Source organism: Streptomyces sp. 142MFCol3.1 (genome assembly GCF_000424945.1).
In the GTDB taxonomy this organism is placed as follows: Bacteria; Actinomycetota; Actinomycetes; order Streptomycetales; family Streptomycetaceae; genus Streptomyces; species Streptomyces siamensis.
The window spans coordinates 1-26,157 of sequence record NZ_AUKV01000009.1; the positions used below are offsets into that span (position 1 = coordinate 1).

Here is a 26,157-nt window from a genome sequence, read left to right on the forward strand (position 1 = left end):
CGCGTCGCCGCCCTCGGCCGCCGCCTGGGCGTCGGCCTCGCGGGACTTGATGACCTGCGCCTGGTGCTGCTCGAAGCGCTGCTGCGCCTCGGCGTACTGGCGCTCCCACTCCTCGCGCTGCTTCTCGTAGCCCTCGAGCCAGTCGTTGGTCTCGGGGTCGAAGCCCTCGGGGTAGATGTAGTTGCCCTGGTCGTCGTAGGACGCGGCCATGCCGTACAGGGTCGGGTCGAACTCGACCGAGGCCGGGTCGGCACCGAAGGACTCGTTGGCCTGCTTCAGCGAGAGGCTGATGCGACGACGCTCGAGGTCGATGTCGATGACCTTGACGAAGATCTCGTCGTTGACCTGGACGACCTGCTCCGGGATCTCCACGTGGCGCTCGGCCAGCTCGGAGATGTGCACCAGACCCTCGATGCCCTCGTCCACACGGACGAACGCACCGAACGGAACCAGCTTCGTGACCTTGCCGGGCACGACCTGGCCGATCTGGTGGGTGCGGGCGAACTGCTGCCACGGGTCTTCCTGCGTCGCCTTCAGCGACAGGGAGACACGCTCGCGGTCCATGTCGACGTCGAGGACCTCGACGGTGACCTCCTGGCCGACCTCGACCACCTCGGACGGGTGGTCGATGTGCTTCCAGGACAGCTCGGAGACGTGGACCAGACCGTCGACGCCACCCAGGTCCACGAAGGCACCGAAGTTGACGATCGAGGAGACGACGCCGGAACGGACCTGACCCTTCTGCAGGGTCGTGAGGAACGTCTGGCGGACCTCGGACTGGGTCTGCTCCAGCCAGGCACGGCGGGACAGGACCACGTTGTTGCGGTTCTTGTCCAGCTCGATGATCTTCGCCTCGAGCTCCTTGCCCACGTAGGGCTGGAGGTCGCGGACACGGCGCATCTCGACGAGGGAAGCCGGCAGGAAGCCACGGAGGCCGATGTCGAGGATGAGACCACCCTTGACGACCTCGATGACGGTACCGGTGACGATGCCGTCCTCTTCCTTGATCTTCTCGATGGTGCCCCAGGCACGCTCGTACTGAGCGCGCTTCTTCGAGAGGATCAGGCGGCCTTCCTTGTCCTCCTTCTGGAGGACCAGGGCCTCGATCTCGTCGCCGACGGCCACGACCTCGTTCGGGTCGACGTCGTGCTTGATCGAGAGCTCACGGCTCGGGATGACACCTTCGGTCTTGTAACCGATGTCGAGCAGGACCTCGTCCCGGTCGACCTTCACGATGACGCCGTCGACGATGTCGCCGTCGTTGAAGTACTTGATCGTCTCGTCGATCGCGGCGAGGAAGGCTTCCTCGTCACCGATGTCGTTGACCGCGACGGCCGGCGCGGTGGCCTGCTCCGGCTGCACGGTCACGGGCGCGGCAGGCCGCGCCGCCTCCGGACGGCTGTGCGAGGCCGCATGCCAGGACGCTGAAGCGTGCACGGACATGGTGCCGGACGCGCTGTGCCGGCGGTGCGACCGGTATGACGACGGGGCGCAGTGCCAGCTGTCACCGCCTCGGTCGAGGAGGTTTCTGCACACCGTGTAGGAGGCCGTGACCAGGCGTGCGACGGGATGGTCGGCGCCGACCAGGTCGGTGACGTCACGGCATTGCCATCCCAGGTCCTGGAAGATCTGTGCCGACCGGGTGTGTTCGGTGGTCGTGCGCACGCATTCGAGGCGGGCCACCGCGAGGTTCCCGGTCGCGGCGAGGGACTGCGGGTGGCAGGCGCCGAGGCGGCGGGACAGGCGTGTGCTGATGAAGGCCAGCTGTGTGGTCGCCCGGTCCAGGCGTGCCGTCGACCGGGCGGCCCGCGCGCACTCGACCTGCACGGCGGCCAGCTTGCCCTGCACCACCAGGGCGCGGGGGTGGTCGGCACCGAGCATGGCGGACAGACGCTGGCTGGCTGCCTCCAGGACTCCCGCGGCATGTTCGAGCCGGTCGCTGGACTGCGCGTCACGAGCCGACTCGAAGTAGGCGAGGGCGAGTTGGGCCACGATCAGATAGCCCTGCGGGTCGCGGCCGTCGAGGGCCGCGAGGGCGGCCAGGGACGCGTCGCGCAACTCGGTCATGGGTGTGTCGTCGACGTCCTGGGGCTTCTCACGACGGGCGAGGCTGACCCGTACTCCGGCCAGGAGCTGGCGGATCTCGACCGGTGGCGTGCCGGACGCGGCGTCGAGGTGGCCCTCGGCCTGGGTCAGCCAGTGTGCCGCCTGCGTCGGCTGCGTACGGGCGCTTATGGCGGCGAGGTTGACCAGGGCCCGGATCCGGGACCAGCCCGGCCGGCCGGCGCCGCCGGTTCGCGGAGCCGGTGGCCTCGCGGGCCGAGCGCTGTCCTCCTGCTGCGCCGTGGAAGGGTCTTCGAAGCCGGCAGTGGCGTCCTGCTCGATCCCGCGAGCGGGTAGGACCGCGTCCGTCTGATCGCCTGCCAGGAGTTGCTGCGCCTCGTCCGGGCGGCCGAGACAGGTGAGCAACACCGCGCACCGGTTGGGATCTCCGCCCGGTGGACGTCCCTGGGGCGGGTGCGTCACGAGCTGCTTCACCAGGGCGTACGAGGCGTCGTTCACCCCCATCTGGTACAGCAGCCAGGCCAGCCGCATCACGGATGCCAGGTCGTCGTCGCCGTAGGCGGGGAACTTCCCCTCGGCCCAGCGGGCCGTGAACGTCCTCAGCGCGTCGGGCACTGTGACTCGGCGGGCATCACGCAGTGCCGCCTCAGCACACGCGACAGCCTCTTCATACGAGTCGATCATGCCTCCTCACCCCCCTTGTCGCCGCCGAGTGACCCGTGTGCGCCCAACGCCTCCGTGAGGTCGTCGAGCAACCGTAGACGGAACGCGTCCAGGTCCAGTGGGTCGACCAGCCCGCTGTCGCCCAGGTGGTCGAGAAATTTGAGTGAGTCCTCCGTCCGGGCACAAAGCTGGGCCACCGCCGGGTCCCTGATGTCCTGAGGAGACCACGGGGTGACCTCTGCCTTGGGGGATATGTCCAAAGTGGCTGTACTGGAACCCCCATCGGTGCAAACTGGAGAGGATTGAGGGTGTGTTCCGGCGCGCGTCTGCGCGCCGTGCGCCTGCCCGGCGCCGGGCACCACGACCGCTTCCTCGGATGGGGCAGCCGTGGCCGGGTGGGCCGGCGGGAGGCCGGTGCCGGTCAGCCATTGCGCCAGACTCAGGGCGGACAGCCCGGGGAACGCTTCCATCGCGCTGTCGATCGCCGTGGCGATCATTCCGTCCGGCGCGCTGGGTGCGGCCGAGCGTGGGGAACCGGACCCCATGAGGACGCCGACCAGCGTCTGCTCGGTGTCCTCGGTCGCTCTTTCGACGGGCCCGCCGCCGAACGCGCTGTAGTCCTTCGCCGGTCCGTCAAGCACCAGTTGCAGAGTCGTACGGCACGGGGCGTCCTGCGCGTGGTCGTGCACGACGCCGTCCACCGTGCCGCGCAACGGGCGCCGCACGCGCGGGGGAGTGTAGGGAGCCAGCCAGTCGTCACCCTTGACGACATGATCCATACGCGGGGTGGGCAGAACCTGGCTCGGCGGGGCCACCACCAGGATCAGCGCGAGGCCGGCCTCCGGCTGGAGGTCGACGACGCGTCCCTCCAGCTCCACCGGTTCTTCGCCGGCCAGCTCCAGGACCAGCGTGGAGCCGCCGTCGAGCGACTGCACGCACTCGAGGAGTGTCATGACGAAGAAACGGGTGATGAAGAAGCCGCCGCCCAGCACGGCATCGTGCTGACACAGATCGACCCAGTACTCGTCTTCGTTCATGAGTCCCTCAGGTCCGTTCGCATACGGTCGGCCGTGGGCCGGAAACCTCAACTGTTCGTGCACCCGCTTTCCGTAGGCGCCTTGGATGTATGTCACCCACAACGCTGCCTCGTGCCCCACTGGTTCCGCTCCGACCCGCGCAGAAGGAGTGAAGGCGCATGGTGGCGAGGCAGGCGCACAACGGGGCGTGAACGTCCCTCACGCACGCCTACTGTCGCTCACACGCGCCCCAGGGCGCGGCTGGCGCCCGAGATCACGGCGGTCGCCAGCAGCCAGCCGGACACGATCAGGAAGACGGCGACGGCCTTGTCCCAGCCCGCGGGGTCGAAGGCGGAGCGGTAGCCCAGCGAGACGACGGGCACCAGGAGGTCCACGCAGTACAGCACCGGATCGAAGGCCCGCTGGCCCGATCCGCCCACCGGGGCGGGCGTGCGCACCGAGAACCAGGACGAGCCCGCCGCGACCAGGGCCAGCAGCCACAGCAGCGCCCGCCGCGGGGCGTATCCGTAGCCGAACAGGACGTCCTGCACGGTGCCCCAGATCCGGCCGGTGAGCCGGTCCCCGCGCCGCAGGTGCCGCTCCCGCGCATGCCGCACGGTCCGCGCCGCTCGCTCGTCCCCGGAGGACTGGTAGGAGAGCGCCAGCTGTTCGAAGACACCGACCCCCGCCTCCTGGTCGAGGGCCAGCCAGCCGAGTCGGCCCTTCACGTCCAAGGGAGAGGTGGACCCGAGGCGCTTGTAGACGAGCCCCTCGATGTCGAGGTCGCCCGGGCGGGGCCACGCGGACGGATCGTCGACGAGAGCGCCCACGTGGGCGTCGCGCAGGACGATCCGTCCCTCGGGGGCGCTGCGCAGATCGAGACGCAGCCGCGGAGTCGTCAGTCGGCCGAGGACGAGCCCCGCGTGCGGACCGGCGAGGGTGGCGTCGTGGAAGGTGACCACCGCCTCGACGGTCGCTCCGCGCAGCAGGACCTGACCGCTCGTGTGGAAACCCCAGTCCGCGTAGAACCCGCGGCCGCAGGCCAGCCCGGTGGCGTCCAGGCCACCGACCCGCGCGCCGTTCAGGCCGAGGGCGTGAGCGACCCTGGCGTCGCGCAGATACAGCGCTCCGGTGGCGATCAGCGACTGCCCCTGCACGGCGCCGTCGACCCGCAGCCGAGGAGCGAAACAGGACCAGGGGCCGGTGGAGAAGAGAGCCAGCTCCTCGGCCACCAGATTGCCGGCGATCCTTGCGTCCGCGAGCCGCAGCGGCGCCTCGGCGGACGCCTCCGCGACCCGGCGCGGCGCCCGCACGCCGTCGCGGACGGGGCGCGGCTCGGCACCCAGCGGCACGGGCCTGCCGGGCTCCGCGCCGATGCGGCACCCGGCCAGCCGTACGTCGCCCTCGACCGCCAGGCCGTCGGCCACCAGTGCCGGAAGGTGCGACGCGCCGAGATCCAGTGACCCCGCCGAAAGGCCACGCAGATCAAGCGGGTCGGTGAAGCGGCACTCCACGAACTCCAGTCCGAAAGCGAGCTGCCGGTGTGTCAGATCCACCGGTCCGACGACGCGCGCACCCCGCATCCGGAACGGACCGGATGCCGGGTCGTGGCCGACCACCGCGGCCTCCAGTCTGCTTGCCCTGATGGGCCTTCCGGCCGCCGCCGCACGCTGCAGCCGGGCCATGTCGTCACGTCGCGCCATTGCCGGTTCCCCCGATATGTTTCCCAGGGCATATCACCACAACCCGCGCCGCCGCGGGACCGGTTCGGACAGACTGGGCCGATGAGCGGATGCACCTGTTTCGGTGAGGACGCGGCGGCCGCACTGGAGCAGTGGCAACGCGGCGGGCCCACGCTGGACTTCGTGGAATCGCTGCCGGACGGCGGCAGCGGAGCACGGCTGGCCGTCTTCCACCACGACGGGGACGCGGACCATCCGGAGCACAAGCTGCTGATCAAGCTCTGCGCTCCGGACGAAGGTGCCGTCACCGAACCGCACGACCTGGAGATCGCGTGGAAGTCGGGCCCGTCGTTCGACAAGGGGGCGCGTACGTTCGACTTCCCGGAACGCCGGCTCGTCCGGCAGGTCTACCCGCCGCTGGCGGTGGCGGACACCTGGCTGATGTTCCTCGGCATCGCCCTCGACGACCGCGGTGATCACGAACTGACGCCGCTCAGCCGGCTCACCTCCTCCACGGAGCGTGCCTGCGTCGCCGCCGCCGTCATCCGATCGGTGCTCAGCGAATGGAACCCGGATGCCGGTGCCGATCACTCCATGACGGCCCTGGAATTCCTGCGCCGGGCACTCGGCCACCGGGCGGCCCCCGACAGCGGACTGGCACGCACGGCGACCGGCCTCCTGGGCGCTGACGCGCAGCGCCCACGCATCACGCTGCCGGGCCGTTCCGCGTCCCTGCCGAACCCCCTGTGGTTCGAGAACTCTCCGCTGGCCGGGCTGAAGCCGCCCACCGTCGCCCTGGGGCGCGCCCACTACGACCTGCACCCCGGCAACATCATGGTGGAGACGATCCCCGCACTCGTCCCCGACGCCCATCGCCTCGTCGACCTGTCACGCTTCCAGCAACAGGGCCTGCTGGCACGGGACCCGGCCCACCTGACGCTGTGCCTGGTCTGCGACTACCTCCCCGAGCTGGGCGATCGCGCCCTCGACGACCTGGTCGAACTCCTCGTCGCGGACGCGCCACCCGACCCGAACGAGGACCTGCTGCCCGCCGGCCTGCACACGATGGTGCGGCAGACCCGCTCCGCCCCGGACGAGTGGCGCCACCGCAGGCGCTACTCCCTGACCGACTGGCGCCCCCAGTACCTGCTGGCTCTTCAGGCCTCGGCCCTGATGTTCGTCACGCGTCGCACCACCGGGCGCGAACGACGCTGGTTCCTGGAACTGGCCGCCCGCGCCTGCGCCGCCTTCGAATGCGTGGCCAAGCCGGTCCCCTCGCCACCGCGGCCGTCTCCCGCGCCCCCGGCCGAAGACGCCACGCCACCGTGCCCCGCGACAAGGGCTCCGCGGCCGACCGCCGTCCGGACGGAACTCGAAAGCCTGCGACCACAGTTGACCCATGCCCTGGGCCGCCTCTCCGACGTGCGCTTCGACCGCGTCCTCGACGAGAACCTGCGGACGGTCGTCCACCGGTGCGAACGACTTGCACGACTCGCCGCCCGGAGCTCCGCCGCACCCGCCGACGACGCGGACGACCCACCCTGGCGCCCCGTGCTGGCGACGGCCCGCGCTCTGCAGGAGCTCCGAGACGGTGGCGACGCCCGCCAGGACGATGTCGAGCGCGCCAGGGAGCAGTTTCTCGTGGCTCTGCGCGCCCTGCTGGACGACGGGCCGAACTTCGGAACCCCTCGGCCGAGCCTTCGATAGGGTCCCGATCATGAGCGTTGAGGTGCAGGTCGTCCGTGAGGCGACCGACGAGGTGGTCGGGGCGGTCGCTCGCCTGTTGCCGCAGCTTTCGAGCACGGCGAAGGAGCCCGACCGGGAGTCGGTGACAGGGCTGCTGCGCAGCGACGCCAACACGCTGCTGACGGCCCGGATCCAGGGCCAGGTGGTCGGCATGCTCACCCTGATCACGTTTCCGTTGCCGTCGGGCCTGCGGTGCCGGATCGAGGATGTCGTGGTCGACGAGACGGCCCGAGGGCACGGCGTCGGAGCGGCCTTGACGGCGGAGGCACTGCGCCTGGCCGAGGCGGCCGGGGCGCGGACGGTCGACCTGACCTCGCGTCCGTCGCGCGGGGCGGCGAACCGACTGTACGAGCGTCTGGGATTCCAGGGGCGCGACTCCAAGGTCTATCGCTTCGTCGTGCAGTCGTAGGCGGCGCGGAGGACATGGTGCGAGGCGGGTTGTCGCAGGGCTTTCGACCGTGCCCCTCCAACGGCGCGCGGGGGAGCGGCGGGTGAGCTCCGAGTCCCGTAATGAGCGAGTAACGGCCTCCTCCTGGCGCCCGCGCTCCCTGTAACGGCACTTTCACGCACGACTACAACTCTGCGCCCCGACCGGCCAGTGCGGCACCGGCGGCGTCTCGTGCGAGAACACCGGCCACGGCACCCACCCGACGGGCACGATGGTCGGCGGGCACGGCATCGGTGTCGCCCCGAACGCCAAGTGGATCGCCGCCAAGGGCTGCGAGTCGTCCTTGCGCTCGGACACCCGCACCGTGCGCAGAGCGGGGCGCGGCCGACGGCGCCCCGCCGGATCCGTCAGACGGGGAGCCGTTCCAGCAGTCCCGTGAAATCCGTGCCGGGCGGCAGCGTTCCGAAGGCGAGGCCCCGGTCCCCGGACAGACGCGACGCGCAGAACGCGTCGGCGACCGCGGCCGGCGCGTGCCGGACCAGCAGCGAGCCCTGGAGCACCAGGGCCGCCCGCTCGATGACACGGCGGGCGCGCAGCGGAGCGTCCTCGGTCAGGACGAGGTCGCCCCGCAACTCCCGCCAGGCGGAGTCGAGTCGGTGATCGGCACCGGCCGCCGCCTCGATCTCGGCACGGAACGCCTCCAGCGACTCGGGCTCCCGGGCCAGAGCACGCAGCATGTCGAGGGCGTTGACATTGCCGGAACCTTCCCAGATGCCGTTGAGCGGGGCCTCGCGGTAGAGGCGCGGCATGCCTGAGGCCTCGTCATATCCGTTGCCCCCGAGGCATTCCAGGGCTTCGGCGACTGCGGCGGGCTGACGCTTGCACACCCAGTACTTGCCGACTGCCGTGGCAAGGCGCAGGAAGGCACGCTCCTGGGCGTCGCCGCGCTGGGCCCGGTCGGTGGCCCCGGCCAGCCGCAGCGCGAGCGTGGTCGCGGCCTCCGACTCCAGGCCCAGGTCGGCCAGTACGTTGCGCATCAGGGGCTGGTCCACGAGCCTGGCGCCGAACACCGTGCGGTGGCGCGCGTGGTGGGCGGCCTGGGCGAGCGCGGCGCGGGTCCCGGAGGCGGAGCCGAGCACACAGTCGAGCCGGGTCATGGTGACCATGTCGATGATGGTGCGCACACCCTTGCCCTCGTCCCCGACGAGCCAGGCCACGGTGTCGTCGAACTCGGGCTCGCTGCTGGCGTTGGAGCGGTTGCCGAGCTTGTCCTTCAGCCGTTGGATGCGGAAGGTGTTGCGGCTGCCGTCGGGCAGGACACGTGGGACGAGGAAGCAGGACAGTCCGCCCGGTGCCTGCGCGAGGACGAGGAACAGGTCGTTCATCGGCGCGCTGGTGAACCACTTGTGCCCGCGCAACCGCCAGGTCCCGTCGGGCTGTTCGGCGGCCGTGGTCGTGTTGGCGCGCACATCGGTGCCGCCCTGCTTCTCCGTCATGCCCATTCCGGCGAGCAGGCCGCGCTTGTCGGCGGGGGTGCGCAGACCGGGGTCGTAGACACGGCTGGTGAGCAGCGGCTCGTACGTCTTGGCGAGGTCGGGGGTGTGGCGCAGCGCCGGGACCGCCGCGTACGTCATGGACACGGGGCAGCCGTGTCCGGCCTCGGCGCTGCTCCACACCATGAACCCGGCGGCGCGCGCCACGTGCGCGCCCTCGCGCTCGTCGGCCCAGGCGCTGCCGCCGAGCCCCTCACCGATCGCCACGTCCATCAGCGCGTGGTACGAGGGGTGGAAGTCGACCTCGTCGACGCGGTGGCCGTAGCGGTCGTGGGTGCGCAGCACCGGCTCGTACCGGTTGGCCTCCTCCGCCCAGCGCCGCACCTCCTCGCTGCCCGTGCGGCGGCCGAGCCGGTGCAGGTCGTCCAGGTACCAGGCGGCACCCTCGCGGCGCACGCCCTCGATCAGCACCGGGTCGTCGGCGACGTCGTGTCCGGCCAACGGGGGCGGCTGGTTGGTCACTTCGTGCGTCACGGCGGCAGGGTGGCTGCGCGGTGCGGGTGTGGACATCGGGCCTCCTGGGAGCGGGTCGGGTCAGACGGAGGGGGCGCCCGCGCAGCGCAAGGCCATGGCCCTGAGCTCCGCGAGGAGCTCGACGGTGGCGTCTTCGTCGGGTGCGCCGAGCGGGTCGACGAGCACCTCGCCGATCGCGCCGGTGAGTGCGGCGGCGGTGATCTCGCCGTTCTGGGCGGGCAGCAGTCCCGCCGTCATGCCGTCGCGGACCACTTCCGCGAACAGGGCGCGGTAGCGGCGGCGGAAGTCGAGGCGCTCGGCGCCGACCGCGGGTTCGGCCGGCGCGGCGAGCAGGGCGTAGGCGAGTCCGCGGTTCTCCAGCGCGCGACGGGCGAAGACCTCCACGCCGTGGGCGAGCCGTTCCACGGCGGTGCCGGGTCCGTCGAGCACTTGCCCCAGCACCTCCACCTCGTGTCCGGCCGCGCGCCGGAACACCTCGACGGCGAGGGCCGACTTGGACGGGAAGTGTTGGTAGACCGAGCCTGCCGCGATCCCGGCCGAGTCGGCGACAGCGGTCACCGACGCCTGCGACCAGCCCACCTCGGCGACGACCGCGGTGGCGCAGGCCACGAGGTGGTCCCGGGCGGCTTCGAGCCGTCGGACTTCCGCGGGTGTCTTGCGGTAGGGCATGCAAGAAGTGAACCATCATTCAGAGTTTCCCGCTACGGCCGGTTCCCGGCCAGGCCCGTCAGGAGAACGTGATGCACCTCGGTGCCCTGCTGGACAGCGCCGTCCGTACGGTTCCGACGACTTTCACCAGGTGTCCGGGATGAGCGACATGGGGCCGGTGGGGTCGTCGCCGTCGCCGGGCGAACGGGTGGACAAGGCGGGCTCGATCGGGCGTGGGGCATGCCCGGCGTTGATCTGAGGGTCGTCGGGCCGGACGGCGGCGACGTCGGTCGGGGCGGACCGGCGAGATCCGGCTGCGCTCCGAAACCCGCGTGGTCGGATACCTCGACGTCGAGCCGGCGACGGCCGAGGTGATCGCCGGGGACTGGTACCGCAGCGGCGACCTGGGCCGGGTGGACGAGGACGGCTTCGTCACCGTCGTCGACCGGGTGAAAGACGTGGTCATCACCGGTGGCGAGAACGTCGCCTCCCAGGAAGTGGAGGGTGCGCTGCGCGCTCACCCGGACGTCCTCGACGTCGCCGTCGTCGGGCGCCCGCACCCGCAGTCGGGGCGAGGCCGTCGCGGCCGTCGTCCTCGCCGTGGCGCGCGCGGAGCTGGACCTGGCGGGGATACGCGAGCGGCTGGAGACGCGGATCGCCCCGCTACAAGATCCGGCGCGAACTCGTCCCGCGGCCGGACCTGCCCCGTACACCCTCGGGGCAGGTCACCGAGCATGTGCTCTGGGCCGGACTGAGCGCGTGGAAGCGCGTCGGGCCGGACCCGGACCGATGTGCTCCGGGCCGGACTGAGCGCGTGGAAGCACGTCGGGCCGGACCCGGACCGTGCCACACCCCGCGGGCGGCTCGGCCCGGGCCCCGCGTATGGTCACGGCATGGCCGAGGAACAGGTGCAGCAGGCGCGCAGAGGGCCGGGACGGCCCCGGCAGGAACACGTCACCCGAGCCGTGCTGGACGCCGTCGTCGAGTTGGTGGCGGAGAGCGGCATGGGTGCGCTGACCATGGACGCCGTCGCGGCCCGTGCAGGGGTGAGCAAGCCGGCCATGTACCGGCGCTGGCCCACGAAACAGGACCTCGTCATCGCGGCCGCCGAGTCCAGGATCGGGCCGCTGACCGTGCCCGACATGGGCGACTTCCGGGCCGAGCTGCGCGCCGTGCTGACGGCCCGCATGAAGGCGTACCGGCAGCCCGGTGTCGGCCGTCTGCTCGCCGGTGTGATCGGCTCCGCCGCCGAGGCGGGCGCGGAACCCGCCGCCTATCGTGCGTACACGGCACGGGTGATGAGCGAGACCCGGCATCTGCTGGAGCGCGGAGTCGCGCGCGGCGACGTGCGTCCCGACGTCGACGTGCCGGCCGCGGCTACGCTCGTGGCGGCCTCGCTGGTCTTCCGGCTGGTCGGTGAACAGCGCCTGCCGGACGAGGCGCTCGTCGAGTCCGTGGCGGATCTGATCGGCCGGGCGGTCGCCGCCACGCCGTGACCACAGGGTGACGACCCAAGTGACCATGGGCTGACGTCCCCTCGTCACCTCCTTGAGCGCGTGGCGCGCTGGGGCGCCGACGCGCCCTCCGGCATGCCCGAAAAGAAACCCGCCGCCCGTCGGACCAGCTGGAAAACAACCTGGCCCGACCTCTTGCCCCGCCGCGACGCAATATCGATACTGCCGGTTACGTAATCGGTGATTCGCTGCCGGGAGGAACCCCATGCACCACCTCGCGACCCAGTCCGTGAGCAACCCCAAGCCGGTCCTGGACAAGCCCCTCATGCACTACGGGAGCCGTGTCCTCGAACGGCTCGCACCCGGAGCGGAGCCGTCCGCCTACCGGCTGATCGAGATCAGCCCGATGACCCCGCACTTCGGCGCCGTGCTCGGTGGGGTCGACCTGACCCGGCCGATCACCGACGATCTCGCCGAGGAACTGAGGCGGGCGCTGCTGGAGTGGAAGGTGATCTTCTTCCGGAACCAGACCGGCTTCACCGCCGGCCATCAGCTCGCGCTGTCCGGCATCTGGGGCCCGCCGGAACCGAACCCCTTCTTCCCGAAGACCGCTACCGCGGGTGTCTCCCGGCTCGCCAAGGACGCCAAGGCGGCGGGCAACAAGAACATCTGGCACAGCGACCACTCCTTCATGGTCAACCCCGCGCTCGGCTCCGTCCTGCGCGCGGTGGAGGTGCCCGGCGCGGGCGGCGACACCATGTGGGCCGACATGGGAGCGGCCTACGACAACCTCCCCGACGAGACGAAGGCGCGGATCGAGCACCTCACCGCAGTCCACGACTGGGAGCCCAGCTGGGGTGCCCTCATGAACGAGGAGCAGAAGAACGCCTTCCGCCGGCAGTGGCCGCAGGTCGAGCACCCGATCGCGGTCCGCCACCCGCGCAGCGGTCGCAGGACGCTCTACGTCAACGAACCGTTCACCACCCGCATCAAGGGGCTCTCCGACGCCGAGAGCCGCGAGCTGCTCGACATCCTGGTGCTCCAGGCGCGCATCCCCGAGTACCAGGTCCGCTTCCACTGGGAGCCCGACTCGATCGCCGTCTGGGACAACATCGCGACCCAGCACTACGCGATCAACGACTACTTCCCGCAGCGCCGCGTGATGGAGCGGATCGCCATCGCCGGGGTCCGGCTGTCCTGAACCGGGTCCGGCCCGCACAGCCCCGGCGTCCCCGGCTGGTGCGGGCCCGGCTCATCGTCTCCCACGGCCCGCGCGTACGGCCGTCAGCCCTCTTTCTCAGGAGCACCCATGACCGCCGTACCCACCGTGCCCCCACCCACCGCCGGGACCACCAGGGCCACCGGCCGCAGCGGCGTCCGAGCCTGGACGGTCACCGCGCTGCTCATGGTCTTCATGATGGTCAACTTCGCGGACAAGTCCGTCCTCGGCCTCGCCGCCGACGAGATCCGTGCGGACCTCCGCCTGAATGCCACGCAGTTCGGCCTCGCCAGCAGCGCGTTCTTCCTGCTCTTCTCCATCGCCGCGGTCGTCGTCGGACTGGCCGCCGACCGGGTGTCGCCCAAAGTCCTCCTCCTGGTGATGGCCGTCCTGTGGTCCGTGGCCCAGGTCCCCGCCGCGATCGGCGGCGGACTCACGGTGCTGGTCGTCTCACGCGTCTTCCTGGGGGCCGCGGAAGGCCCGGCCTTCCCCGTCGCCCAGCAGGCCACGCTGGCCTGGTTCCCCGACCACCGGCGCAACCTGCCCGGCGCGCTGATCACCCTCGGCGTCACGCTCGGCGTGATCGTCTCGGCTCCCGGTCTGTCCTGGGTGATCCAGCACCACGGCTGGCGGGCGGCTCTGTGGATCCTCGCGGCAGCCGGCCTGGTGTGGGTCGCGGCCTGGGCGACGCTCGGCGCGGACGGCCGCCACCGCACAGCGCCCCAGGACACCGCCGCGTGCCCGTCGACCCGAACCGCACCCCCGTACCGGAGGATCTTCGCAAGCCGTACCTGGATCGGAGCCACCCTCGCCTACTTCACCAGCTACTGGGCCGTCGCCCTGATGCTCGTCTGGCTGCCGTCCTACCTGCGCAACGCCCTCGGCTACTCGGCTCACGAGGTCGGCATCGTCGTCGTGGCCCCCTGGACGATCGGCGCCGTCGCGCTGCTGGCCCAAGCCGGCATCACCGGCCACCTCATGCGGCGAGGCGTCAGCACCCGCCGCGCCCGCGGATGGGTCGGCGGTTGGCTGCTCGCCCTGGGCGCCGCCTGCTGCCTGGCTCTGCCGCTCGTCGACGCTGCGGCCGCGAAGACCGTCCTGGTCGCCCTCGGCTTCGGCCTCGGCGGATCGTACGCGACGATCGCCGCGACCACCGTCACCGAACTCGCCCCGCCGGCCAGGAGCGGCGGAGCCCTGGGCACGATGAACGCGGTGGTGACTGCGGCGGGTCTTGCCGCGCCCATTGCCGTCGGCGCCCTGGTCGACACCCAGGGCAGCGGTGGCTACCAGAGCGCAGTACTGCTGTCCGGCCTGCTCCTGGCCGCCGGAGCCACCGCCTCCTTCCTGCTGATCGACCCGGCCCGCGACATGGCCCGTCTCTGCAGCTGACCCGACCCCACCGGGCCGCACACCACAGCGGCCCACGCACCCGTCACCGCAGTGGAGTTGACCCTTGAGCCCCGTACCCGCCCTCGACCGCAGCGCCCTCGCCCTCGCTGTCGCCGATCCGCGCGACCACGCCGCCACCTGGACCGCGACCCCGCTGCCGGAACGGATCGCCCTGCTGGAGCGGATGCTTCCACCGATCGCCGCCGGAGCACCGGAAGCGGTCGCCGACGTGGCCCGCGCCAAGCAGATCGCCAACGCCTGGGACACCACGGTCTCTTCGGCCGCCGGAGCAGTCACGGCATCCGGCCTGGCGTACAACTCGCGTATCCCGGCGGGTGGCAGACAGACCTTCGGGTTCCAGGGCACCTACGACGGCTCGTTCGCCAAGCCCGGGCAGTTCAGCCTGAACGGCTCCGCCTGCACGGCCAAGTAGCAAGCCCGTCGGGCCGATCGCCCGTCCGGGTGTCCCGGTGCCGGGGTCCGCCCTACTTCCTCGTCCCGCTCGGGCGGACCCCTCCCGGCACTGCACCGCACGTACTCGCGTGGCCCGCGGAGCAACGACTCGGTTCCAGGACGCCCCGAGCTGTCGCCGCTCTCGGGCGGACGCCGCCGGCACCGCCGCCTGAGGCCAGGGCGGCCGACCGAAGCCGCCGTCACCGGCGCGTCAGGCGCAGGGCGACGAAGTGCCAATGTGTCTCGACCGCCTCGGGTTCCGCCGCCGCACGGTCGCGCAGACCTGTGGCGAACGCCGCCGTCAGCGCGTCGACCTCGGCGTCGCTGCGGCCGGGGGCCAGCGAGCTGAACAAGGAGGGCAGGAAGGCGGCTTGGAAGAACACCGTCACCTCGTCCGCGAACTCCTGGGCGTCACCGCCGCGCGCGAACCGCTCCAGCAGATCGTCGGGGAGCGCGACGAGGGTGTGCTCCTCGACCCGGAAGGCGTCCGACACGGGCCCCGTGCGCAGCGGAGCGAGGAACTCCTCCTCGGTGCGGTTCCAGGTGGGGACGGTCATCCGCGCGTACTCGTCCGGCATGAGTTCCTTCTGCCGCACCAGGTCGCCGAGGACGCCGTCGGCGGCGTCCATCAGCCCCTCGGCGGCGCTGGACCCGTCGTCCGCGGACGCGCCGCCGAGGACCACGAGCTGCCCGCCGGCGCGCAGCTCCCGCGCCCGCAGTTCGAGGAAGGTCTCCCAGTCGCGCCGGGACTGCGTCCGCAGTGCCTCGCGCACATCGCCGGTCGCCCGGGAGCTGAAGATGTGGCCGGGGAGGGGGCAGGGGAGACGGGACAGCCAGTGCACGGCGGACTTCTTACGCATCGCTGACGCGTCGGGAGAACGGACCCGACGAGCCCGGTCCATGCGGCAGGCTGGGCTGGCCCGTCATGGAGCGGCATGTCGGTTCCGGCCCCGGACGCGCAAGGCGCGGCGGGGCGGGACCGGGTTGCCGCAGAGGTCGGCGGAGCAGGGCTGCCCGCGCCGCCGGGTCAGGCGTGGCGGGCATCGTCGCGGCGTAAGGAAAGCGGCCGCCGCGGCGCCGGTGCCCCGGTCTCCGGACCGGGGCACCGGAGGGCCGTGCGAGATCCGCTCGCGCGGGCCGAAACACAGGTTTCTCGACAGCGCGGGTCGGCGCCGGGGTGACCGGTCGCCGGCGGGAATGCTTGCGCGATCTTGACGTCACCGAGGCAGTCGGCCTGGTCGTCCGCTCCTACAATCGTGCTCGAATGCACGTGCGGGGGTGCGCGAGACGGCAGAGGAGACACGGTGGGAGCGGGGGACAACAAGCCGGCGCGGAACGTGATGTGGCTCTTGATCGCATTGGTGACGCTCGCCGTAGGGGTGGGGACGGCCCTGGAGATCCGCGGAGCGCTGGCGCGGGAACGGGAGTTCCGTGCAGCCCCGGCTTGCACCTCCGTGCCGGTACAAGCGTCGGGATGCCTGTGGAAGCAGAAGTTCACCGTTCGGACGGCCGTCACGCACCGCGGTGAACGAGCGTCGCCCGAAGCGCATTTGGAGCTGCCCTCCGGCAAGCCGTGGCGCGTGACGTTCCGGAAGGCCGATCCGGTGGTGTCGGAGATGAAGCCGGACGACAAGGTCGTCGGTCTGATCTGGCACGGGCAGGTCGTCGAGGTACGGGACGCGGACGGACGGCGGCAGCAGACGTCCGAAGGACCCGTGGGGTGGCCCGAAGACCGCCTCGGCGGTGCGCTCGCCTGCCTCTCGTTCGGTCTGACCGCCCTGGTCGGAGCGGCGTGCGGGCTCTTCGCGCGGGACAACAGGCGTCGGGCGACAGCGGCCAGGATCGTACGGTGGCACGGCGTGGGCATGGGCGGCGCAGCCATCCTGACGCTCTGGGCCCAGGGGGCCAACAGCTGGCCCATGTGGGCGATGTTGGCGATCTGGGGGTCGGTTGCCCTGCTCCTCTGCGTCTCCATGCTGGCCTTCGCGATCGGTGCGGTCCGCGGCGACCTGGACGACGAGACTCCGTCCTCGCCGGGACCGTCGTCACCGCCCCCGCCCCCACCACCTGCCCTGCCGTCGGGCGGACCGGGCGCGAGGGCGACCGGCTGAGGGATGCGGAGCGGCCGGTGGCGGAAGCTCGATGTGCGCGCGGCTGGTTGATCCGAGAGCGTCGCCGCCCAGCAGGTGTTGTACCGGGTGCCACCCACGCGACGAGGCGCCGGCGTAGCTTCGGCATCCGCTTTGCGGACCCTGCCGTCCTTGTTGGTGAACTCCCGACCTGGCGTGGCCGGTTGAGATGTGAGAATGATCCGCCAAACGACGCGCCAGGTGTCTTAGCCGCACGCCTGCCCGAGGACGTCACGGGACGAGACCGCGCCTCCTCGTCAGGACGCCGACCTCGTGGGCGAAGCGCTGGACGTGGCGTTCTTCGGCGGTGCGGTGCGCAGCCCGAACTGGGCCGCTTCGAGGGTCCCTGTTCCCGTGCCCGCGGCGTGGAGGTCGGCGAGGGAGAGGGTGAGATCGTTGCGGGCGGCGTAGCGGGTGTACCAGATCTCGTCGATGCCGAGCTTCTTGAGAGCGGTCCTCTGCGCCGGGGTGGGGTCGGTGAGGTACTGCCGGGCGACGATGAGCTGATCGGTGTCGGTGAAGGTGAAGTCGGCCTGGTCCCTGCCGTTCTTGTAGGTCCAGTGGACCGTGCTGAAGTAGTCGTCGGGGTAGGCGGAGTCGGGGTGCGCCACGGGGTCGGACTCCTGGGCCGTGACCTTCTGCGGGTCGAAGGCGCCGACCAGGCGCTCGCCGGACTTGGTGTCGTCGACGAGGAAGACGGGGACGACGGCGGAACCGTACTCCTTGCGGAGATGGAGATCGGCGCCGATCACCGCGTACGGGCCGACGGATCCGCGGCCCCAGCGCCATTGCTCGACGGAGTAGGGGAAGGGCCGGTTGCCCCAGTTGCGGTCGTGGTAGCCGAGCCCGGTGAACGACCGCTTCTCTCCGTTGACGGTGACCGTGCCGGTGGCGGTCCCGGACGGCACCACGCACAGCCAGCCGAAGTAGTTCTCCGTGTCGCCGAAGTAGATGATGCCCGTGCCGGGGCGGAAGGGGGCCACCGTACTGGTCAGGGTCAGGTCGACGGCCACGTCGCCCGACTGGCCCTTCATGTGGTACGTCTTCAGATCGCCGGTGAAGGTGAACGGGCCCAGGCGCACGTTGCAATGGTCCTTCGAGCTGCTGAACTCGTCCCATCCGTAGGCGTGGGATCCTCCGTGGCTGGCGCCGTCGGGATCGGTGACGATGACGCTGGACTTGGGTTTGCGGCCGGCCTCGCCCGGCTCGGGTACGAAGCCGTCGTCGACGCGGGTGCTGAGGGTGAAGGACACTACGGTGCCGTCGTCCCCGGTGAAGTCGGAGTACCACCACTCGAAGACGTTCGGGTCGTCGTTGTCCGCGGCGGTGCGGAAACCGTCCTCCCAGTCCTGGACGCTGTCGCGCTTGAGTCCCGAGCGCGCGAAGTCGGCAGCGGTGTGTCCGTATCCGTTGGACGTCAGCGCACCTTCCGGCCCGGTACCACTCGGTGTGGCCGCCGCTGCCTGTGTCTGCCGGTCCCGGGTGCACGCCGACGCAGACAGACCCGGCACGGCAGCGAGCGCCCCCGCGGTCGCCGCCCTCGCCAGGAACGTGCGACGGGACGGACGGGCGGTCTCATGAGCCATGGGATCTTCCTCGCATTCCGGTGTACGCGGCGCTGCCGTACAGGCCGCTCCCCGGCCCGCTCTCGACCGACGGCCTGCCTTCAGTCGACGCCGCGGGGGAGGCGCGGGCATCCAGGAGGGACCCGAACGGGTGAGAGCCGTCGCCGAACCCGTGGCATGCGATGAACTCGCTCTCCGCGCCGCGGGTGACGAACGGCCTCAGGCCGACGGGAGCGCGTCGTGGTGGCCGGCCGTGATGCGGCGTTCGCGCACCGGTGTCTCGCGTTCGTCGACCACGGCGACGCCGAGGTCCTCGGCGCTGATCCACGACCGGCCGTCGGCACCGGTCAGCAGCGTGCCGGTGCCCCGTCGGTAGCGGCCGGTCCCCTCACCGGGGTCGAGCAGGGCCGGCGGACTCATCCCGAATCCGGTCTTCTGCTCGGATCCGGTGCTCTTCCTTGTGCGGGGCTGCGCATGCGTGGCGCGTGACGCGGCCGTACAGGCCGTTCATGCTCGGGGGATCGAGCTGTGCGGCGAGCATCGCGGCCAGGGCGAGAACGAGACCGAAGGCCTGCGGCAGGCTGAGCGATTCGCCCGACACGATCCCTATGACGGTCGCGACCAGCGGTGACAGCAGCACCAACGGTGCGGACGCACCGACCGGCAGCTTCCCGATCCCGCGGAACCACAGGGCGTACGCGATCAGCCCACCCATGCTGCCGAGCCACACGTAGCCGCCGGCCGCTCCGGCGTCGATCCGCTCCGGCACGCCCTCGACCGCGAAGGTGAGGGGGAGGAGCAGTAGCCCGCCGGCCGTCAGTTGCCAGCCGGCCAGGGCCGTCGGACCGACCCCGGCGGGACGGCCCCACCGCTTGGTCAGGACGATCCCGCCGGCCATGGTGGCCGTACCGCCGAGACCGGCGAGCACCCCGACGACGTTCAGCCCCGCCTCAGGCTCGGGGCCGGATCACGGCCGTCGGCGTCCTGACCAATGTCGGGACGCACAACGGCCACGCTTGTCCCGTACGGGGTGGGGCGTGCGCCGCCCTATGTTCGATGACCGCCGAACTCGCCATCCGGAAGAGGTGGTTGGCCTAGGCGGCGCGCGGTCGCGGACCTGTCCATCGTCAGCAGGGCCGTGTTCGCCAGGACCACCACGGCGAACGTGACCGCCCAGACCTGCCCCCGGACCACCCAGAGTGATGCGGTCGCGGAACCGAACACCACGGCCTTGACCACCAGCACGGTGGGCGCAGAGACCTTGAACCGTGCCCGAGGGGCAGCGAACATTCCCCAGAGCAGCGCGGCCGACGCGGGAGCGGCGACAGCCGGCAGGATCCGCCAGATCTCGCCCGTGCTCTGCCACCCCCACCATGCGAGAGCCCCGAGCGCCAGAAGCTCAAGCAGGAACGCAAGGCCTTCGTTCACCACGCGCAGGGAAACGGGAAGGGTCACCGACTGCCCACCTTCGTCAGGGACTGAGGGCGCCATTAGAACAGACGCACGTTCCGTCCGGCCCTGTCCGAAGCTCACGGCGCCGGCCCGCGCGATCCGCATCGCGGCGAGGGCGCGGGCGTCAACTGCCGGACAGCTTGCCCTCCAGCCAGTCGAAGACGACCTCGCAGTGCTGCCGCGGGGCCATCGAGGAGCAGTGCAACTGCGCACCGGTGGCGGCGGTCAGCTCTACGTAGTCCTCGGGCGCCGTCAGTTTCTCGAACATCTGGCGCGGCCGGCCGGGACAGAACTGCTCGTCCTCGTAGTCGAGGAGCGGCGGGTGGGGCCGGATGCGCGATCACTCGGCAGGTAGGTCACGGCAGACGAAGCCACGAGCCGATTCCGCCGACCCTGCTTCGCGACATGCGCCGTTACCTCGAAGGTCGCAGCGTAGGTGCGCCGCCTGCCGTGGGGGCGGCCCGGTCGCCCCCACGGTGTTGATCAGCAGTACAGGTTGGCGCCCGCCGAGGTGCCCAGGATCTGCACGAACCGTTGGTAGGCGTCCACCCGGCTCTGTACCTGCGCCGGGTTCTTGCCGTCGCACTCCAGGGAACCGTTGATGCTGCGGATCGTCTGCCCGAAGCCGGCGCTGTTGACCATCGCGTTGTGCGGCGTCATCGTGCCGGGGCCCGACTGCGTGTTCCAGTACCAGAGCCCGGTCTTCCAGGCGACGGAGGCGTCGGTCTGCACGAGGTTGGGGTTGTGGAGCAGGTCGATGCCCAGTGCGTCGCCCGCCGCCTTGTAGTTGAAGTTCCAGCTGAGCTGGATGGGGCCGCGTCCGTAATAGGCGGACTGGCCCGCGGGGCAGCCGTAGGGCTGGCTCCAGTCGCAGTAGTGCGGGTAGTTGGCGGTGTTCTGCTCCACCACGTACACCAAACCACCGGTCTCGTGGCTGACGTTGGCGAGGAAGGCCGCGGCCTCCTGCTTCTTGACCGTGTCGCTGCCGGTGTTGGCGAAGCCGGGGTACGAACTCAGCGCGGCCTTGAGGCCACTGTAGGTGTAGAACGAATTCCGGTTCGGGAACATCTGGTTGAACTGCGCTTCGCTGACGACGAAGCCGTCGGACGGGTTCGTGGGGCCGCTGTCGCAGGCGTAGGGCTCCCAGTACCAGGTGCTGATGGTGGGGTCGTATCCCGGGTTGTCGTGCTCGGCTATGTAGGCCTTGCCGTCGGTGTACCGGACGACGTTGCCGGTGACGTACGACTTGCCGGCCACCCAGTTCGGGTAGCTCGAACAGGACGCGGCAGAAGCGCTCGCGGCCGGCAGCAGCACCGGCGCGGCGGTTCCGACGACGAGGGCGGCCATGAGCGCGGAGAGGCGTCGCTTCGACACGGAATCAGATCCTTTGCGGCCAGGCCGCACCGGACGCAAGGCAGAGCCTTGTGCGCACGTGCCGAAGGACCGGTCACGGCGTCCGGGGCGGCCGCGGTGGGGGGTGTGGAGCCACACTCAACCGCTTTGGTCTGTACCAGTCAAGGGTGTAGACCAGTCAGATCTGACAACGTTGGCAGGGAACTGGCTTGAGCTGGAGGGGTGTTGACGAAGTCGCACATGCACAGCGGGCGTTGACCGTGGCGACACCTGGTGTCCCGGCCTTCCGCGCACGGCGTGATCCCCGGCCCCCGGCCAAGCTGCACGGCGACAAAGCCTACGACTACGATCACCTGCGCCGACGGCTACGCAAGCGCGGCATCCGCCATCGCTGCGTTGCCGAAAGAACCGTGCCCTGGATCTCCGGATGCCGTCGCCTGCGCCGACGCTACGAGCGCAAGGCAGAACGCTTCCTCGCATCCGCAGCCGTCACCGCAGGCTTGCGCCTTGGGCCCGAGGGTCGTTGGGTGCTGTCGGCCATGGACGTGAGTCCGTGTCGGCGTCGGCGCGGTGCTGTTCGCCGAGGTCCTTCAGGTGTGCTGCCGGGACTCCCTTGGCCAGTGCGGGAGGGGCGGGCGTCGAGTGGAGCGGGCGGGCGTCACGCTGCCCGGGAGGTGGTCGTCGGCACCTGCGAGTCCAGGGCGTCCTCGCCGTACAGGTGCCGGACCCAGTCGGTCTGGTAGACGGTCTCCAGGTATCGCTCACCCAGATCGGGGGCGATGGCCACCGCGGTCAGCTTCCGTCCCTCCTGCCGGGCGAGCCACTCCGTTGCGCCACTGACCACCGTGCCGGTGGAACCCCCGAACAGGAAACCGCGCCCGGCCAGCCGATGACAGGCCCGGATGGTGTCGGGCTCCGACACGTGAACCACGTCGTCGACGAAGGACTCGTCGAGCAGTTCGGGGCGCCGGCTCGTGCCCAGGCCCGGGATCAGCCGCCGGGCAGGGGTGTCTCCGAACGTCACCGAGCCGACGCTGTCGACGGCCACGATGCGCACGGGCCGGTGCCACTCGCGGAAGTAGCGCGCGCAGCCCATCAGCGTGCCGGTCGTTCCGGCACCGACGAACAGCACGTCCAGGTCGGGGAACTGTCGGGCGATGGCGGGGGCGGTCCGGCGGTAGTGCGCCAGACCGTTGCCGGGATTGGCGTACTGGTTGAGCCACAGATGGCGTTCGTCGGAGGCGCACAGCGCGTGCACGTGGTCGATGCGGGCGCCGAGAAAGCCGGTGACGGGGTCGGGCTCGGTGATGACATGGACCTCTGCCCCCAGTGCCTCCATCGTCAGCCTGGTCGACAGGTTGCAGCGGGGGTCGGTCACGCAGACGAACCGGTAGCCCCTGCTGGCCGCGATCATGCTCAGCGCCACGCCGAGATTGCCCGAGGAGGACTCGACCAGGACGGAGTCCGGCGTCAGCAGACCGTCGCGTTCGGCGGCCTCGACCATTTCGGAGGCGGCCTTGAGTTTGATCGAGCCGGCGAAGTTGAAGCCCTCGCACTTGAGGAACAGCGGGTGCCCGACCAGTCCGTCAAGATCTACGTAGAGGTCGTCCTCGTTGAAATCCTGGGGAACGGATATGACGGGCATGGGTATCTCCTCGGTTGTGCGTGGGGGAGCCTCTCCTGGCCATTGATTGCGTCTCGGCCAGGGAAGAATCAGGTGGCGAGTTTCGTCTCAGCGGGACCCCTCCAGTACGCCTCGCCCTGGTTTTCCGGTCACGTCACAGAAATTCGGGGCTTGACGTCCGATGCGTTTATGCGTACGGGAAGCGGCCGGCCATCGGAGGAAGGCGAACGGAGCCGGTGGCCGAAGCCGCGTCGGCACCCATGCGGCAGGTTTCATCTCATTCGGCGACGGTCTCCCCGGCAGAGAAGTCACTGCCTGCGGTGTTCGGCGGCAATTGGTCACCGTGCGCACGGAGAATCGCGCCGCGTGCACGGAGCGTAGGAAATGCGTGCAGGTGGCCGCCGTTTACCTCGCGGTATCAAGGGCGATACCGCCTGTCAAGATCCGACATTCAGGGGCGGGACAGAAGTCGCCCGGCCGGGCCTACTGGAAAGGCGGGCATGACGATTCCGCGCCAACCGATCGGCATTCGCCGAAAGATCCCCAGGGAGCTCATGTGTCAGGGAAATCCGTCGAGGTCTTGACGGCCGATCCGGCCGGTGTCGCGACCGTCCAGGGCAGAGGGGACACCGGCCCGGTCGCCGCCACCGCGGGGCTGCTGGCCGAGGTGCTCGCGGGCGTCCTGCGCGTCGAGCAGGTGCCGGCCGACAGCCACTTCTTTAACGACCTGGGAGCCGACTCCCTGGTCATGGCCCAGTTCTGCGCACGCGTCCGGAAACGGGCGGACCTGCCGACGGTGTCGATGAAGGACATCTACCGGCACCCCACCCTCCGGAGCCTGGCCACCGCGTCGGCCGACGCGGTGGCAGCCCCCATCCCTGCCTCGGTCCCACCCGCGCAGGCGTCGACCGTGGATCCCGGGCAGACGTCGCCCGTGGATATGGAGACGTCGGCCTGGGATTCGGAGGCGTCGGCCGGGGATACGGAGCCGTCGACACCGCCGCGGCCGCCGGCCGCCGCCCCCGCGTCGCCCGAGACGAGGGGAGCGGCCGTCACACGGCGCTATGTCCTCTGCGGAGCACTGCAGTTCCTGTTCTTCCTGGGCCACTCCTGCCTCGCCGCGCTCGTGGCCGCCGAGGGATACGAGTGGATCTCCGCGGGGTCGGGTCTGCCCGACGTCTATCTGCGGTCGGTCCTCTTCGCCGTCCTGACCTTCCTGGGCCTGTGCGCCGTCCCGATCGCGGCCAAGTGGACGCTCGTCGGCCGGTGGCGATCCGGCGCATTCCCTCTGTGGGGCATCGCCTATCTGCGTTTCTGGATCGTCAAGACCCTGATCCGCACCAGCCCCCTGCGCCTCTTCGTCGGCTCGCCGCTCTACGTGCTCTACCTCAGGGCTCTCGGCGCGCGCATCGGCAAGGGCGTCACGATCCTCACCCGGTCGACACCCGTCTGCACCGACCTGCTCACCGTCGGGGACGGCACCGTCATCCGCAAGGACGTGCTCCTGTCCTGCTACCGCGCTCACGCCGGCGAGATCCAGACCGGCCCGGTCCGCATCGGCAGCGAGGTGCTCGTCAGCGAGCACACCGTGCTCGACATCGAGACGTCGATGGGCGACGGCTCTCAGCTGGGCCACGCCTCCTCCCTGCACTCCGGCCAGGCGGTGCCCGCCGGTGAGCGCCGGCACGGCTCGCCGGCGGAGCCCACCGACGTGGACTACCGGACGGTCGACCCCACCGACTGCCCCACGACGAAGAGGACCACCTACGGAGTCCTGCAGCTCCTGACTCTGCTGACGGTGTACCTGCCCCTCGCGCTCGGCGGCCTGAGCCTCCTGTTCGCCGGCGCCCCGCAACTGCGCGAACTCCTCGCATCTCAGCAAACCGGTTTCACCAGCCCGGAGTTCTACACCTACGCCCTGGCCGTGTCCCTGATCGTCTTCTTTGGTTCCCTGCTGGCCGGTCTCGTCGCCGTGGCCGTCGTGCCGCGCCTGCTCAACCGCGCCATCAGGCCGGGCACGGTCTATCCGTTGTACGGATTCCACTACGGCATCCAGCGGGCGATCGAGCTGATCACCAACAGGAGGCTCTTCACCACGCTCTTCGGTGACAGTTCCGCCATCGTCCACTACCTGCGCTACCTCGGATACGACCTCTCCCACGTGGAGCAGACCGGGTCGAACTTCGGCACCGAAGTACGGCACGACAACCCCTATCTGAGCTCCGTCGGCACCGGCACCATGATCGCCGACGGACTGTCGATCATGAACGTCGATCTCTCGAACACGTCCTTCCGCGTGTCCCGCACATCCATCGGACCCCGCAACTTCCTCGGAAACCGCATCACCTACCCGTCGCTGGGCAAGACCGGCGACAACTGCCTCCTCGCCACGAAGGTCATGGTCCCCATCGACGGACCGGTGCGAGAGGGCGTGGGCCTGTTGGGCTCGCCCAGCTTCGAGATCCCACGCACGGTGCTGCGTGACAACCGGTTCGGCCACCTGCAGACCGGCGACGAGCTGCACCGCCGCCTGGCCGCCAAGAACAGGCACAACGCCGCGACCGCCGGCCTGTACCTGCTGGCGCGCCTCCTGCACTTCTTCGTGATCACGCTCATCACCATGGGCGCGGCCGACCTCTACCCCGTGCTCGGTGCGCCGGCCATCGGGCTGGCCGGCGTCGTCGTCCTCGTGTTCACCGTCGTCCACTTCGCCCTGATCGAACGGGCTTCCACCGGATTCAAGGACCAGAAGCCGCTGTACTGCTCGATCTACGAGCCCTCCTTCTGGCGCCATGAACGCTTCTGGAAGATGGCCTCGGTCCACTACATCGACGCCTTCAACGGCACCCCCTTCAAGAACGTGATCTGGCGGTTGCTGGGTGCCCGGATCGGCAAGCGGGTCTTCGACGACGGCTGCTTCTTCCCGGAACGCACCCTCGTCACCGTCGGCGACGACAGCACGCTGAACGCCGGGACGGTGATCCAGTGCCACTCGCAGGAGGACGGCGCCTTCAAGTCCGATCGCAGCGCCCTCGGCAGGGGCTGCACGTTGGGGGTCGGAGCATTCGTCCACTACGGCGTGACGGTCGACGACGGCGCCGTGCTCGCTCCCGACTCCTTCCTCATGAAGGGCGAGGAAGTCCCCGCCCACGCTCGGTGGGGAGGCAATCCCGCCCGGGAGATGCCGGACGGCCGCCTCCGTCCCGAGGACCGCCGAGGAGCCGACACCCCCCGTGCCACCCCGGGCCGCAGCGACTGAACCCGCGCCCAGTGAAAGCGAACTGA

At 70.6% G+C, this 26,157-nt stretch carries 20 protein-coding genes and 4 pseudogenes; 11 read left to right on the top strand and 13 right to left on the bottom strand.

The genetic code is table 11. The features are described from left to right. The 3 genes from rpsA to H305_RS0114350 all read right to left on the bottom strand — a co-directional run. Positions 1-1,368 (bottom strand): 30S ribosomal protein S1 (gene rpsA / locus H305_RS56365; RefSeq protein WP_028801001.1); only part of this gene is annotated, 1,368 nt, incomplete at its 3' end. A gap of 1,376 nt (positions 1,369-2,744) precedes the next feature. Further along, entirely contained in the window at positions 2,745-3,764 is a 1,020-nt protein-coding gene (locus tag H305_RS0114345; protein WP_028801002.1) for a hypothetical protein, read from the bottom strand. A 218-nt stretch (positions 3,765-3,982) separates the two neighbouring features. Continuing rightward, positions 3,983-5,446, bottom strand: coding sequence for a hypothetical protein (locus H305_RS0114350; protein WP_028801003.1), 1,464 nt, complete (start codon positions 5,444-5,446; stop codon positions 3,983-3,985). Between the two features lie 81 nt (positions 5,447-5,527). Between H305_RS0114350 and H305_RS0114355 the strand changes: the two genes are divergently transcribed. The 3 genes from H305_RS0114355 (at position 5,528) to H305_RS56035 (ending at position 7,998) form a co-directional block, all read left to right on the top strand. Then, positions 5,528-7,132, top strand: a complete 1,605-nt coding sequence (locus H305_RS0114355) for a hypothetical protein (RefSeq protein WP_028801004.1) — start codon at positions 5,528-5,530, stop codon at positions 7,130-7,132. Between the two features lie 10 nt (positions 7,133-7,142). Then, a complete protein-coding gene (locus H305_RS0114360; protein WP_028801005.1) occupies positions 7,143-7,580 on the top strand; it encodes a GNAT family N-acetyltransferase in 438 nt (145 codons plus the stop codon). A gap of 250 nt (positions 7,581-7,830) precedes the next feature. Next, positions 7,831-7,998, top strand: coding sequence for a hypothetical protein (locus H305_RS56035; protein WP_324608098.1), 168 nt, complete (start codon positions 7,831-7,833; stop codon positions 7,996-7,998). On the opposite strand, the gene H305_RS0114365 is transcribed toward H305_RS56035, so the two are convergent. Both H305_RS0114365 and H305_RS0114370 read right to left on the bottom strand, forming a co-directional pair. Then, positions 7,967-9,622 carry an acyl-CoA dehydrogenase family protein gene (locus H305_RS0114365; protein ID WP_028801006.1) on the bottom strand — a complete coding sequence of 552 codons (1,656 nt, stop codon included), beginning with the start codon at positions 9,620-9,622 and terminating at the stop codon, positions 7,967-7,969. The two genes, H305_RS56035 and H305_RS0114365, sit on opposite strands and share 32 nt — an antisense overlap. A gap of 24 nt (positions 9,623-9,646) precedes the next feature. Next, a complete protein-coding gene (locus tag H305_RS0114370) occupies positions 9,647-10,255 on the bottom strand; it encodes a TetR/AcrR family transcriptional regulator (protein WP_028801007.1) in 609 nt (202 codons plus the stop codon). 100 nt (positions 10,256-10,355) lie between these two features. Here H305_RS0114370 and H305_RS50580 point away from each other — a divergent pair. The 5 genes and pseudogenes from H305_RS50580 to H305_RS56370 all read left to right on the top strand — a co-directional run. Beyond that, positions 10,356-10,976, top strand: a pseudogene (locus H305_RS50580) (AMP-binding enzyme); the annotation flags it as partial. 151 nt (positions 10,977-11,127) lie between these two features. Beyond that, positions 11,128-11,730 carry a TetR/AcrR family transcriptional regulator gene (locus H305_RS0114375; RefSeq protein WP_028801008.1) on the top strand — a complete coding sequence of 201 codons (603 nt, stop codon included), beginning with the start codon at positions 11,128-11,130 and terminating at the stop codon, positions 11,728-11,730. Positions 11,731-11,953: 223 nt separating this feature from the next. Beyond that, positions 11,954-12,889, top strand: coding sequence for a TauD/TfdA dioxygenase family protein (locus tag H305_RS0114380; protein WP_028801009.1), 936 nt, complete (start codon positions 11,954-11,956; stop codon positions 12,887-12,889). A 108-nt stretch (positions 12,890-12,997) separates the two neighbouring features. Further along, a complete protein-coding gene (locus H305_RS0114385; RefSeq protein ID WP_028801010.1) occupies positions 12,998-14,296 on the top strand; it encodes an MFS transporter in 1,299 nt (432 codons plus the stop codon). A gap of 247 nt (positions 14,297-14,543) precedes the next feature. Continuing rightward, a pseudogene (locus H305_RS56370) lies at positions 14,544-14,729 on the top strand (cellulose binding domain-containing protein); the annotation flags it as partial. A 220-nt stretch (positions 14,730-14,949) separates the two neighbouring features. Here H305_RS56370 and H305_RS49375 read toward each other — a convergent pair. Further along, positions 14,950-15,609, bottom strand: coding sequence for a hypothetical protein (locus tag H305_RS49375; protein ID WP_028801012.1), 660 nt, complete (start codon positions 15,607-15,609; stop codon positions 14,950-14,952). 444 nt (positions 15,610-16,053) lie between these two features. Here H305_RS49375 and H305_RS45820 point away from each other — a divergent pair, with 444 nt between their 5' ends. Next, positions 16,054-16,860, top strand: a complete 807-nt coding sequence (locus H305_RS45820) for a hypothetical protein (protein WP_199791399.1) — start codon at positions 16,054-16,056, stop codon at positions 16,858-16,860. A gap of 275 nt (positions 16,861-17,135) precedes the next feature. On the opposite strand, the gene H305_RS53975 is transcribed toward H305_RS45820, so the two are convergent. The 6 genes and pseudogenes from H305_RS53975 to H305_RS0114430 form a co-directional block, all read right to left on the bottom strand. Beyond that, a complete protein-coding gene (locus tag H305_RS53975) occupies positions 17,136-18,464 on the bottom strand; it encodes a lipocalin-like domain-containing protein (RefSeq protein WP_051370581.1) in 1,329 nt (442 codons plus the stop codon). 198 nt (positions 18,465-18,662) lie between these two features. Next, positions 18,663-18,863: pseudogene (locus H305_RS0114410) on the bottom strand (hypothetical protein); the annotation flags it as partial. Continuing rightward, positions 18,832-19,341 (bottom strand): EamA family transporter, encoded by a 510-nt coding sequence (locus tag H305_RS50585; RefSeq protein ID WP_107440033.1) that lies wholly within the window; start codon positions 19,339-19,341, stop codon positions 18,832-18,834. The gene H305_RS50585 and the pseudogene H305_RS0114410, both read right to left, overlap by 32 nt. Positions 19,342-19,490: 149 nt before the next feature. Further along, positions 19,491-19,898, bottom strand: a complete 408-nt coding sequence (locus tag H305_RS52375; protein WP_051370582.1) for a YrdB family protein — start codon at positions 19,896-19,898, stop codon at positions 19,491-19,493. 121 nt (positions 19,899-20,019) lie between these two features. Next, positions 20,020-20,163, bottom strand: coding sequence for a hypothetical protein (locus tag H305_RS50590; protein WP_234020790.1), 144 nt, complete (start codon positions 20,161-20,163; stop codon positions 20,020-20,022). Between the two features lie 215 nt (positions 20,164-20,378). Beyond that, on the bottom strand, positions 20,379-21,269 hold the full coding sequence (locus H305_RS0114430; RefSeq protein WP_028801014.1) for a glycoside hydrolase family 19 protein: 891 nt from the start codon (positions 21,267-21,269) through the stop codon (positions 20,379-20,381). A gap of 218 nt (positions 21,270-21,487) precedes the next feature. Here H305_RS0114430 and H305_RS54755 point away from each other — a divergent pair. Further along, positions 21,488-21,751, top strand: a pseudogene (locus H305_RS54755) (IS5/IS1182 family transposase); the annotation flags it as partial. Between the two features lie 155 nt (positions 21,752-21,906). Here the strand turns inward: H305_RS54755 and sbnA are convergent. Then, the gene (gene sbnA, locus H305_RS0114435; protein ID WP_028801015.1) at positions 21,907-22,893 is read right to left on the bottom strand and encodes a 2,3-diaminopropionate biosynthesis protein SbnA; all 987 of its coding nucleotides are present in this window, start codon (positions 22,891-22,893) and stop codon (positions 21,907-21,909) included. Positions 22,894-23,428: 535 nt separating this feature from the next. On the opposite strand from sbnA, the gene H305_RS45840 reads away from it, so the two are divergent. Further along, the gene (locus tag H305_RS45840; RefSeq protein WP_420708065.1) at positions 23,429-26,131 is read left to right on the top strand and encodes a Pls/PosA family non-ribosomal peptide synthetase; all 2,703 of its coding nucleotides are present in this window, start codon (positions 23,429-23,431) and stop codon (positions 26,129-26,131) included. Positions 26,132-26,157 lie beyond the last annotated feature (26 nt).